Annotated in this window: 10 protein-coding genes; all 10 read left to right on the forward strand. The window is 38.1% G+C overall.

Features of this window, described 5'->3' with window-relative positions; translation table 11 throughout:
• Positions 1-18: 18 nt before the first annotated feature.
• The 10 genes from BCF58_RS13345 (at position 19) to BCF58_RS13390 (ending at position 13,196) form a co-directional block, all read left to right on the forward strand.
• A complete protein-coding gene (locus tag BCF58_RS13345) occupies positions 19-411 on the forward strand; it encodes a hypothetical protein (RefSeq protein ID WP_121462309.1) in 393 nt (130 codons plus the stop codon).
• A 169-nt stretch (positions 412-580) separates the two neighbouring features.
• Complete coding sequence (locus BCF58_RS13350) at positions 581-826, forward strand: hypothetical protein (RefSeq protein ID WP_121462310.1); 246 nt, start codon at positions 581-583, stop codon at positions 824-826.
• 129 nt (positions 827-955) lie between these two features.
• Positions 956-2,455, forward strand: a complete 1,500-nt coding sequence (locus BCF58_RS13355; protein WP_121462311.1) for a GH3 auxin-responsive promoter family protein — start codon at positions 956-958, stop codon at positions 2,453-2,455.
• Positions 2,456-2,524: 69 nt separating this feature from the next.
• A complete protein-coding gene (locus BCF58_RS13360; RefSeq protein ID WP_121462312.1) occupies positions 2,525-2,887 on the forward strand; it encodes a hypothetical protein in 363 nt (120 codons plus the stop codon).
• A gap of 92 nt (positions 2,888-2,979) precedes the next feature.
• On the forward strand, positions 2,980-4,215 hold the full coding sequence (locus BCF58_RS13365) for an MFS transporter (RefSeq protein WP_121462313.1): 1,236 nt from the start codon (positions 2,980-2,982) through the stop codon (positions 4,213-4,215).
• Positions 4,216-4,308: 93 nt separating this feature from the next.
• Positions 4,309-6,372 (forward strand): T9SS type B sorting domain-containing protein, encoded by a 2,064-nt coding sequence (locus tag BCF58_RS13370; protein WP_121462314.1) that lies wholly within the window; start codon positions 4,309-4,311, stop codon positions 6,370-6,372.
• A 100-nt stretch (positions 6,373-6,472) separates the two neighbouring features.
• Complete coding sequence (locus tag BCF58_RS13375; protein ID WP_121462315.1) at positions 6,473-8,533, forward strand: T9SS type B sorting domain-containing protein; 2,061 nt, start codon at positions 6,473-6,475, stop codon at positions 8,531-8,533.
• A 154-nt stretch (positions 8,534-8,687) separates the two neighbouring features.
• Complete coding sequence (gene dnaB / locus BCF58_RS13380) at positions 8,688-10,277, forward strand: replicative DNA helicase (RefSeq protein ID WP_121462316.1); 1,590 nt, start codon at positions 8,688-8,690, stop codon at positions 10,275-10,277.
• A 25-nt stretch (positions 10,278-10,302) separates the two neighbouring features.
• Complete coding sequence (rnhA, locus tag BCF58_RS13385) at positions 10,303-10,779, forward strand: ribonuclease HI (RefSeq protein WP_121462317.1); 477 nt, start codon at positions 10,303-10,305, stop codon at positions 10,777-10,779.
• A 158-nt stretch (positions 10,780-10,937) separates the two neighbouring features.
• Entirely contained in the window at positions 10,938-13,196 is a 2,259-nt protein-coding gene (locus BCF58_RS13390) for a T9SS type B sorting domain-containing protein (RefSeq protein WP_121462318.1), read from the forward strand.
• Positions 13,197-13,220: the final 24 nt, after the last annotated feature.

Here is a 13,220-nt window from a genome sequence, read left to right on the forward strand (position 1 = left end):
CTTTAAACGAATAATATTATGAAAAAAGTAATTAGAATCTTAGGTATTTTTCTATTGGTATTTTTTGCGGTCACGTCCTTCTCATCATGTAGCGACGATGATGATCCGGCGAACAATGACTTCTTTGCAGGAACATATCGTGGTAGCGTATCCTACAAAGATGGAAGTACAGATATCAGCACGAATGACGGAAGTGTATTTGTAACTAAAATAGCCAGTGGTACAAAATATAATTTTGCATTCTCGAACAGTATTCCGGATCTTAACGGAATTGAATTTGAAAAACAGGGCGACAACACCTTGGTAATGGTTGGTTCTACAGCCACTTCATACATCAGAATTGATAATGATGAATTGAAAATTTTATATAGCAAGGATGGCAAAACCTGGACGGCTAACTGTACACGTTAAACCAGCCTTTCATACATATGACAACCTGTTTCTATAGAGACAGGTTTTTTTATAAGATTAAGAGAAGTTTTAATATTTTTTTAAGCAGTAATAAACTTTAGTTAAGTTTCAGAAACTCTGATTTTTCAGTCCGTTTTTTGTATACCTTTATTCAACAAAAAAAGCTCTTATGAAAAAATTTTTATCTGCAATGTCACTAATTTTAGGATTAGGCCTTGCAACTGCTCAGCAAACTACCCCTGCGACCAGGACTACGGCCCATCAGGCTACCAAAACTGTAAAAGCTCCTGAAGCTAAGGCTACAAAACCGGCCGCAAAACTGAAGAAGGACGGAACGCCGGACAAAAGATATAAGGAAAACAAAAAGCTTAAAAAAGACGGAACTCCAGATAAAAGGTACAAAGAAAACAAGTAGACATATCTATCATATAGTTGTTATTTTCATAATCAAATTTCGAAGAACCGGTGAAGTAATTCATCGGTTTTTTTGGTGGTAGGAAAATAAAACTTCATCAGTTTCTTCAGTTATTTATAAATTTGAACCATGTTAAACTTTCTCAAGAAAAAAATAGCATTGATCTGGGCTAAAAAACATGTCCGGAACACTGAAGAATTTAAACAAAATCCTCAAAAAAAACAAGAAGAGCTACTGCTTTCTTTTATAGATACGGCTGGAAAAACTCTTTTTGGAAGAGAGCATGATTTTGAAAACATCCGTTCTATTGAAGATTTCCAGGCGAGAGTACCTATTTCCGATTATGAAGATCTGAAACCTTATATAGAGAGGATGAAAAAAGGGCAAGCCAATATTTTATGGACGGGAACTCCGGAATATTTTGCCAAAACATCGGGAACAACTTCAGGCTCAAAATATATTCCTATTTCAAAAGAAGGCATGCCTTATCAGATTGCAGGAGCTCAAAGCGCCCTGTTTCATTATATCGCCAGGAAAAACAATGCGGATTTCGTTGAGGGGAAAATGATTTTCCTTCAGGGAAGCCCTGAGCTGGAAGAAGTCTATGGAATAAAAACAGGCAGACTTTCCGGCATTGTCGCTCATCATATTCCTAACTATTTACAAAAAAACCGCTTACCAAGCTGGGAAACCAATATTATGGAAGATTGGGAAGCAAAGGTTGATAAAATTGTAGCGGAAACGGAAAAAGAAAACATGACGCTAATTTCAGGAATACCACCTTGGCTAATCATGTATTTTGAGAAGTTAATTGAACGACACGGAAAAAAGATCAAGCAGATATTTCCTAATCTTCAGCTGATCGTTACGGGAGGAGTGAACTATGAACCTTACCGGGATAAAATGGAAGACCTGTTGGGAGGAAAAGTTGATATTGTTCAGACATTTCCCGCTTCAGAAGGTTTTTTTGCCTTCCAGGATGATTACACCCGGGAAGGGCTTTTACTTTTGACCAATCATGGAATTTTTTATGAATTTGTTCCATTAGAAGAATATGGAAAACCTAATGCGGGAAGATTAACGTTAAAAGACATTGAGCTTCATAAAGACTACGCTTTAATTTTAACGACTAATTCCGGGTTATGGGCTTATTCTATAGGAGATGTGATACGATTTATTGATACAAAACCACATAGAATTTTAGTGAGCGGAAGAACAAAACATTTCACATCGGCTTTTGGAGAACACGTGATTGCCTTTGAAGTTGAAGAAGCGGTAAAAGCTACTTTGGAACAGTTTCCTGCCCAGATTACCGAATTTCATCTGGCTCCTCAGGTAAATCCCGGAGAAGGGCTTCCTTACCATGAATGGTTTATTGAATTTGAAAAGACTCCTCAGGATATGGAATCTTTTAGAAATGAACTCGATGAACAGCTCAGAAAACGTAATACATATTATGATGATCTGATTTCAGGAAACATTTTGCAACCACTCCAAATTACTCAGCTGAAAAAAAACGCATTCCAGGAGTATGCAAAATCACAGGGCAAACTAGGTGGCCAGAATAAAATCCCAAGACTTGCCAATGACAGAAAAATTGCCGATTTATTGAAAATCTATAAAATTTAGACACATTTTCTTCATTACAAAAACGTATATTCAAAAAAAATTATAAATTTGAAAAACTAAAAAATAATAATGAAAGCAGCTGTACTTTTAAAATCATCTTTATTAACGTCTTTATTTGTTATTTCATCTTGTGCTACTACAAAGTATTCCGAGGATATTTCAAAGAACGATTATTCTAATCTTGAAGCAGGAAGAACGTATATCGTTACTATGAAAGACGGTTCTAAAAAACAAAAAATGCTATTCCGTAATGTAGATGGTGACAATATTATCGGTACAGCAGGAAAGAAAGACAGTACGGAAGTGATTATTCCTAAATCTAATGTTGCCGCCGTAAAGGACAGATCTAAAGCACGTGTAGTAGCAGGTGCCACGGTAATCGGAGCTGCAGGTGTTGCTGCTCTTGTATTAAGTTCGACAAGAGCGGATTAAATAGATTTTATCTTTCAGTATCTATTTGATTTATCAGTTAAAAATGCATTATAACGCTAGCCTTAAATGAATATTTAGGGCTATTTTTGTGCATGATTTCATTTACTCCGCTGAAGACGTTGCAAAATGTTGAATTCAGGAATCTTCTTACGGGAAGATTTTTTATTGTATTAGCTTTTAGAATGCTTGCTACTTTACTGGGATGGTGGGTGTATCAATTAACAAAGGATCCCTTTTCAATCGGGCTTATCGGACTCTCGGAGGTAATTCCGGCTGTAAGTTGTGCTTTATACGCAGGTCATGTTATTGATATGAATGAAAAGAAGAAGCTCTTACTGATCTGCAATTATGCATATATCTTTTTAATCGGGCTTTTACTTATTCCTGCTTTCTTTGGAAGTAAAACGCATTTCACAGGGCATCAGATCACCTATTATATCTATGGTGTTATATTTTTCACGGGAATTGCAAGAGCATTTATAGGCCCTATTGTTCCATCAATGATTCCTAAGATCGTAAAGAAAGAAAATCTTCCTAATGCGGTAACATTAAATCAGGCTGCCTTTTTAGTCTCTTCCGTTTGTGGTCATGCGATAGGAGGATTCCTTATTGCCGGATTTGGAGTGAAATGGACTTTAGTATTTATTATTTTACTGATATTTATTGCGTCCCTGTTTTTCTGGCAGCTGAACAAGCAACATTCTGAATATAAAAAAGAACAGGTGAATGTAATGGAAAGCATGAGAGAAGGTGTTGACTATATACTCAAAACAAAAGAGATTTTAGGAGCATTATGTCTTGATATGTTTGCGGTCCTGTTCGGCGGGGCAGTTGCCATGATCCCTGTTTACGCGACAGATATTCTAAAGGTGGGAGCAGAAGGATTCGGGTTATTAAATGCCGCTTCGGACATTGGCTCTATGTGCATTATTACTATTTTATCCATCATTCCTTTGAGAAAAAATCAAGGGAAAATATTATTGGTGGTGGTTGCCGGATTTGGGCTTTGTATTATCGGTTTCGGTTTATCTCAGCTTTACTGGCTTTCATTTATGTTCTTGGTTCTCAGCGGAATGCTTGATGGAATCTCCGTAGTAATCCGTGGAACTATTGTCCAGTTGAAAACACCGGACCACATCCGTGGGCGTGTATTGAGTGTCAACTCCATATTTATCATGTCCAGCAATGAAATGGGGCAATTTGAAAGCGGGTTGGCTGCTAAGCTTATGGGCGTTGTGCGTTCTGTTGTATTTGGTGGGACAATGACGGTTCTTATCGCCTTGATTGTTGGGAGCACAAATCCCAAATTAAGAAAAATGCAATACTAAATTTATTTTACTTATAATTCTATTAAATATATTACATTTTTTTCAATTAACCATTAATAATTTTTATATTTGCTTTATAAAATTTCCCCTTTTATGAAAAAAATTCTATTATTTTTTCTGTTACTATCGTCGCAGATATTCTTTTCTCAATCAGATTGTCCTACGGCAATTGCCGTTTGTGGGAATGCCAACATTTCTTACACCCCTTCCGGACCCGGAAATATCCTGGAAGATTTAGGAGGATGTCTTATTGATGACGAAAACTTTTCTGTATGGTATACTTTCACGGTTGCTACTTCAGGAACATTAGCGTTTACGATTGATGCCAATGTTGACAATGATGATTACGACTTTGGGGTATACGGACCCAACAAGCAGTGTAGCAATTTAGGTGCTCCCATCAGATGTAATTTCGCAGGAGTTTCTCCTACAGGAAATACGGGTCTTTCCCTGACTCCACCTCCTAATGCATACTGGAGTCCGCATTTAAATGTAGTTGCAGGAGAAACCTATTATTTAATTATTGACAACTATAGTAATTCAGCTAATGGATTTTCTTTAATATGGTCGGGTACGGCAACGCTGGCTTCTCCGTTTAATGATCCTGCGATCACTCCTAATCCATTTATTGCACCAGGAATTCCTGCTGCCAACCCGGCAGATCCACCAGAAGTAATTGTATGTTCAAATCCTGCTATTTTTGATTTCAGTACATTATCTGCAGGTATTATCAATGGTAATCCTAATTTCTCCGTGAAATACCATACAAGTCAAAATGATGCTTTAACAGGAAATAATCCTATTACGGCTCCAATTGTGGTAACTGTAGGATCTACTTATTACTATAGCATCAACTATACGAACCCGGCTAACCCGAACGACCCGGTCAACAGGTGTAAACAGACAGGTAGTTTCAAATTCAAGGACGGAACAATTGAAGCCTATAATGACACATTAACCGAATGTAATAATAACAATGCAGGCACCGCTACTTATGACCTGACAACAGCAGATGTTATTGATCCTACTTTAACGGTTACTAAAAAATATTACCCCACTATTCATGACGTTAATGCGGGAACTAATGAGATTACCAATCCGTATTCTTATGTATCTGCAGAGGGAACAGTATATGTAAAAATAACTTCACAATACGGATGTACAGATATTGCTGAAATCAGCCTGAAATTCCATCCTGTAGTGATCGTAAATGAAGCTACTTTGAGGTCTTGTTTCATTGAAACTAATCCTTCAACAGCATTATTTAATCTTACGGTTGCTACGGTAACTTCTCAGGGAGGAACTAAGACTTATTATCCTTCTTTAACGGATGCGGTGAATGGAACCAACCAAATTTCAAACCCTTCCAATTATATTGCTCCAAGCGGGGTTGTATACATCAAAGTAACCAATGCAAACGGATGTTATGCTATTGCAAAAGTGACTCTTATAGTGCTTCCACCGGTATATTCTTCTGTACTGGCAGATAAAATTATCTGTATGGAAGATACAACAACATTAGATGCAGGGCCAGGTTTCGCATCTTATCTGTGGAGCAATGGAGCAACAACGCAAACTGTTTCAGGAATAGGCGTAGGTACTTACTGGGTAAAGTTAAAAACAGGTGACTGTATCACGACTCAAACGGTAAAAGTGTATCCGGCAGAACAACCTGTAGTTTCCAGTATCGATATTGCTACCAATACGGTAACCGTAAACGTAGTAGGGGGAATGGCTCCTTACAAATATTCAATGGATAATGTCAACTGGCAGGATTCCAATGTATTTACCAATGTACCGAGAGGTGATAACACCGTCTATGTGAAAGATGCTTACGATTGTGAGCCGATAGATGTTGAAATCATTGTTCCTAACCTCATCAACGTAATCACTCCGAACGGAGATGGTGTAAATGATATTATTGATTATTCCGCATTGGCTAATAAACAAAACCTGACATTAAGCATTTACGACAGATATGGTAGTAAAATCTATCAGGCAGATAAATCTAACGGCTATAAATGGGACGGAACAACCAACGGCAGCAAAAGAGTAACTACTGGTACTTACTGGTATTCTGTAACATGGAATGAAAATGATAAGCATAATACGCCGTTCAAATTCTCCAGCTGGATCATGGTGAAAAACAGAGAATAATATAAAAATCAGAGAACCGCCTAGGCGGTTCTTTTCTCAATCTCTCAGCCATATTTCTTTTGTTATTTTCGTTATTTTTGCATTATAAAATCATTTAAAAATGAGAAAACTATTATTATTTTTAACAATTTTACTCACTCAACTATATTATTCCCAATCAGATTGCCCTACTGCAATACCTGTGTGTGGAAACTCCAATATTTCTTATACGCCTTCCGGACCGGGAAACATTCTGGAAGATCTTGATACCTTAGGATGTCTTAATGATGATGAAAATTTTTCCGTTTGGTATTCTTTTACAATTGCCACCTCAGGAACATTAGCTTTTACGATCGATTCCAATGTAAACAGCGACGATTATGATTTTGCTGTTTACGGACCTAATGTACAGTGCAGTAATTTGGGAGCTCCTATACGATGTAACTTTGCAGGATCATCTCCTACCGGAAACACCGGACTTGAGCTTACCCCTACCGGCTCAGTATATTGGGGAGCTTATATGGATGTAGTAGCCGGACAGACGTATTATTTAATTATTGACAACTATAGTAACTCTGCTAATGGATTCTCATTAACATGGAGTGGTACGGCGACACTTACTTCTGCATTCTCCGATCCGGCTTTGGCTCCAAACCCTTTCATTACGCCTGGAAATCCGGCTGCCAATCCAAACGATCCCAGAGAAATCTTAAAATGTCAGCTACCGACTCAATTTGACTTTACCACATTAACACCTGGAATCTTGAATGGTAACCCGAACTTCTCGGTTACTTATCATAGTCTTCAGAATGATGCTATTACAGGAACAAGCCCACTTACAGTAACTACTGTCAATGGAACTACTGTATATTACTACAGAATTGTATATCAGGATCCGGCTAACCCGAATAACCCGGCGAACGGATGTTTCCAGCTTGGTAAATTCAAATTCAAGCAAGGAAATATTGAAGCTGCTGACGTTACCATTAATGCCTGCAACAATAACGGAGCCGGCACGGCAACATTTAACCTTACAACGGCACCTGTTTATTCAGGGCCATCCACTAAAAAATATTATCCTACTCTTGCTGACCTTAATGCAGGAACCAATGAAATAACGAATCCTGCAGCCTATACTTCAGCAGAAAAAGTAGTCTATGTGAAGGTGACTTCTAATGAAGGATGCTCCGATAATGCAGCGATCACTTTGGCTTTCCATCCTGTTGTTGTAGTAACCAATGCTTTATTAGAGTCTTGTTATATAGAAACTAATATTACGACCGCTTCTTTTGATCTAACGACTGCAGCCGTTAATTCACAGAGTGGTATGACCAAAAAATACTATAAAACATCTACAGATGCTTTAAATTTAACCAACGAAATCACCAACTTCAATGCTTACATAACAGCATCAACCGACGTTTACGTAAGAGTAACCAGTGCTAACGGATGCTTTGCCATTGCTAAAATCACCCTGAAAGTTCTCCCTCCTGTAAAATCGTCCGTGTTAAAAGACCAGACAATATGTATGGAAGACAGAACAACTCTGGATGCCGGTCCTGGATTCGACAGTTACGAATGGAACACGGGAGCAACCACGCAATCTATTTCCGGAGTAGGTGTTGGACAGTATTGGGTAAAACTTCAGACTGGAAAATGTTTTACACTACAAGAAGTAAAAGTATATTCTTCCCAGCAGCCTGTCATTTCAAGCATCGATATTTCAAATAATACGATTACCATAAGTGTGTCCGGTGGAAAAGCTCCTTACAAATACTCTTTAGATGGAGTTAACTGGCAGGATTCTAATATTTTCACAGGTCTTCCGAGAGGTGAAAATAAAATATATGTAAAAGATTCTTACGATTGTCTTCCAATAGATACGCAAATTACTGTTCCAAACCTTCTTAATGCCATCACACCAAACGGTGATAACGTGAATGATTATATCGATTATTCTGCATTAGCCTATAAGAAGAACCTTGTTTTTGTTATATTCGACAGATACGGAAACAAGCTTTATGAAGCAGATAAAACAAGAGGTTACAAATGGGACGGAACTGCTTTTGGCAAGAAAATTCTTACCGGAACATATTGGTACACCATCACTTGGAATGAGAATGATAAAAACAATACTCCGACACAATACAGCGGATGGGTATTGGTGAAAAACAGAGAATAATTCAGTTTTTATATATTGTAAAAAATCACCCTGGACCAGGGTGATTTTTTTATCAACACGGCACATCTTTTATTAATAGCATTTTAACGCAATTTGGCAGTAAATTGTTAGTTACTATTTTTTGATTCTTTTTCAAATCAATTATCTTTGCAATATGGCGCAGAAAGAAACACTATCATCTCTTACACACGGAAATTTCGCAAAGGAATTATCAATTTCTGATGGGAAAATGCCTCCTAATGCTGTAGATTTTGAAAGGTTGGTGATCGGGACTTTTTTGATTGATAAAAAGGGTCTTGATTATTCCATTGACCTTCTTACACCGGAAGTTTTCTATGATCCGAGACATCAGGTTATCTTTTCAACCATTTTAAAATTGTACGAAGGAAATCATCCGGTCGATTTAATGACTATTATTCAGGAGCTAAAAAAAGAAGAAAAACTAAGCCTGGCCGGAGGTGACCATTATATTATTGATCTTACCATGGGGGTTAGCTCTTCCGCCCATATCGAATACCATGTACGTGTTATTCTTGAAAAATATATTCTAAGAAGCCTTATTAATGTATCTGCCAATGTAATTGATTCTTCTTATAAGGAATCAACCGATGTATTTGAGCTGCTGGACAAAGCAGAGCAATCATTTTTCGAAATTACCAACGGAACTATTAAAAAAGGGTTTGATACGGCTAACTCCCTGGTGAAACAGGCTATTGACACCATCAAATCCTTAAAAGATAAAGAAGGCCTTTCCGGGGTTCCTTCAGGATTCAGAGACCTGGATAAAGAAACCGGAGGATGGCAGAATTCCGACCTTATTATTATTGCTGCCCGTCCCGCAATGGGGAAAACCGCATTTTTGCTTTCTATGGCAAGGAATATTGCGGTAGAGCATAAAATTCCTATGGCTCTTTTCTCTCTGGAGATGGCATCGGTGCAGTTGATCACGAGGATGATTGCTTCCGAAACAAGAATTTCCTCAGAGAAATTAAGAAAAGGAACCATGTCTGATGATGAATGGCAGAGACTGTTCTCTAATGTATCCCAGCTGGAAAACGCTCCGCTTTATATTGATGAGACCCCTTCTCTTTCTATATTTGACTTCCGTGCCAAATGCCGAAGACTGGTGATGCAACATGGTGTAAAAATTATCATGGTAGATTACCTTCAGCTAATGACCGCAAGCAGTGGCGGCAAAGGAGGCGGAAACCGTGAACAGGAAATCGCAATGATCTCGCGTTCATTAAAAGCTATCGCAAAAGAATTAAATGTTCCTGTAATTGCTCTTTCTCAGTTATCCAGAAGTGTGGAAAACCGTCCGGGAAAAAGACCTCAGCTTTCCGACTTAAGGGAATCCGGAGCGATTGAGCAGGACGCGGATATCGTATCGTTCATCTTTAGACCGGAGTATTATAAAATTGCGGTTTGGGACAATGACGAACCCGGGCAGGAAACCTCAACGGAAAACCAGGCTGAAATTATTATTGCAAAACACAGGAATGGTGCTACTGCCGATGTAAGGCTTTCGTTCATGAAAAATATTGCCAAATTCGGCGATTTGGATATGTTCGGAAATGATTACGGATATCCGTCACAAAGTTTCGGTCAACAGAATGAGCAGAGTGGGTTTGATAAAATAAAAACAACCATTCAGCCGGGTGCTGCTTTTGACCTGCCCGACAATTCTCAGCTTTCAGGGTCGTCTATGAATGATTTTGATGATGATGAAGATTTCCCATTCTAAGAGAAGTAAACCTTAAATCTTAATATTGAGAATCGAAATATACACGGACGGTGCTTGCAGCGGAAATCCCGGAAAAGGCGGATATGGAATTCTCATGCGCGTTCCTGAAAAAAGATATCAGAAAACTTTTTCAAAAGGATTCAGGAAAACCACCAATAACAGAATGGAGCTTCTGGCTGTAATTACAGCCTTGGAAAAATTAAAATCCACAGAAAATGACATTCATATTTTCACAGACAGCAAATATGTGTCTGATGCCATCAATCAGAATTGGATTGCAGGCTGGATCAGAAGAGGCTGGAAAAATGTGAAAAATCCAGACTTATGGCAACAATTTGTTCCCCTTTATCAGAAACATAATCCCAAAATGCATTGGATAAAAGGCCACGCCGGACATCCTGAAAATGAACTTTGCGACAGACTTGCTGTGGCCGCCGCTGCTTCTCCGGACTTGGAAGTAGACATTTATTTTGAAAATTTGGAGAACAATTCTCTTTTTTAAAAATTCCACACATCAATACTGCACTTTTATTTAAAATTCTTCTAATATTTTTGCATTTTATTATCAAATTTTGTCATTTTTAACACTATTAACATTAAATACATATTTATTAATTCGGAATTAATATCTTTACGTGTCTAATTAAAAAGTGTTATTAAATGAATAAAAAACTACTAGCTTATTTTACTTTTATTTTACTCTGCTTTTACGGAAACTTCTTTTCTCAAACCTATCAACTTACAGGAAACCCTGTAAATACAACGGGTTGGGATGTAGTGCCTGCAGCAGTTGTAAATACAGATTTTATACAACTTACCGGTGATCTTACGGGCCAAGTGGGTGGTATAAAACTTAACTCACCGATCAACCTGAAGTACTGTGATAAATGGAGAGTGGAATTTGATTTCAGAATTGACGGAAACGGAACTCCTGCTTATGGAAGAGGAGACGGCTTTGCTTTTTGGTATTTAGCCAACCCACCTGCGTCTTATGTAACCGGAGGAGGTCTCGGAATTCCTGCAAATGCCACAGGCCTGATGGTGGGATTTGATATTTTCAATAATACGACTGAGGGTCAGATGAGTAAAGTCCATCTTTTGTATGGAACCAATAATACCGCAGGATCCAATATTGAATTTAACAATACAGCAGGAAGCACCTTCCATTCTCCTGATCTTAATCCTACACAACCTTTTGTTGGAGCAACTTATAAACATGTGGAAGTATTGGGAGAAGTAGATCCCGCCAATGCAGCGAACTGGATTATTACCCTAAAAATTGACAATACAACCATTATAAATCAATCTTTTGCACCTTCAGGGACCGCTGTAGGAATGACGCAAGGATATTTTGGCTTTTCTGCTTCTACAGGAGCGGCAAGTGCCAGGCATTCTATAAAAAACGTAAAAGTTTATACGGATAAAGTGGCTATTCTTCAGAATTCGGTATCCCAGTCTTTCTGCCCTAATCCAACTACGGGATATGGAACTGCGAACCTGACATCGTTCAATTCTCAGTTTGTTGCAAATCCGGCTAACTACACTTTTACATACTATGTTTTAGGAAATCCTACTCCTATTGCCAACCCTGCCAATTATCAATTTAATACGAACACAACAATCTCCGTAAGGATTAAAGATAATTCCGGCCTTCTGTGTGACAACCCGGACGGAACCATTACGCTTTCTTTGGCACCATTCACAGCTAATGATGCTACTTTAACGGAATGCAATAATAACAATGCCGGAACTGCGACTTTCAATCTTACTTCTGCCGTGGTAACAGGTGTTCCCGGAGTAACGAAGAAGTATTATAAAACATTGAATGATCTTAATACCGGAACTAATGAAATTTTAAACCCGGCCAGCTATACATCTGCTCCGGGGACAGTATACGTAAAAGTAACGACACCACAAGGATGCTCCGGAAACGCAAAGATAACCCTTGCCTTTTATCCTCAGGTAGTGGTAACTGAAGCTACCCTACGTTCATGCTTCTTAGAAGCCAATCCGTCTACTGCCTCATTTAACCTGACAACGGCAAATGTGACCACTTTACCGGGAGTTATAAAAAAATACTACGTTACATTAGCGGATGCTTTAAGCGGAACCAATGAGATTGTAAGCCCTTCAATTCATATTTCTACGAGTTCGGTAGTCTATGTAAGAGTAACTGATACCAACGGTTGTTTTACAATCACAAAAATCAACCTTATTGTTCTTTCACCTGTGTTTTCTTCTGTATTAAAGGATAAAACAATTTGTATTGAAGATAAAACGACATTGGATGCTGGACCAGGTTTTGACAGCTATGAATGGAGTACCGGGGCAACCACACAGTCAATTTCCAATGTTCCTGTGGGATTATATTGGGTAAAATTAAAAACCGGGACGTGTATTACCACCCAGATTGTAAAAGTTAATCCTTCCAGTCAGCCTGTCATTTCAAGTATTGATGTGATGAACAGTTCGATTACCGTAAACGTAAAAGGAGGAACACCTGCTTATAAATATTCTTTGGATGGAATCACTTGGCAGGACTCTAATGTATTTAACAGCCTTTCAAGGGGTGATCATAAGGTATTTGTAAAAGACTCATATGATTGTGAACCTGTTCAGATAATCGTTACTGTTCCTAATTTAATTAATGCCATTACACCTAACGGAGATAATGTAAATGATTTTATTGATTATTCTGCTTTAGCTTATAAAAAGAATGTGGTACTGGTGATATATGACAGATATGGCAATAAACTTTACGAAGCAGATAAAATCAGAAACTTCAAATGGGACGGAACCGCTTTTGGTAAAAAAATACTGACCGGAACTTACTGGTACACTATTTCCTGGAATGAAAATGACAAAAACAATACTCCTACACAATATACTGGCTGGATACTGGTAAAAAACAGAGAATAATTATGTCTGAAAATCACTCCTTTC

It is taken from the genome of Chryseobacterium defluvii, assembly GCF_003634775.1.
Lineage (GTDB): Bacteria > Bacteroidota > Bacteroidia > Flavobacteriales > Weeksellaceae > Chryseobacterium > Chryseobacterium defluvii.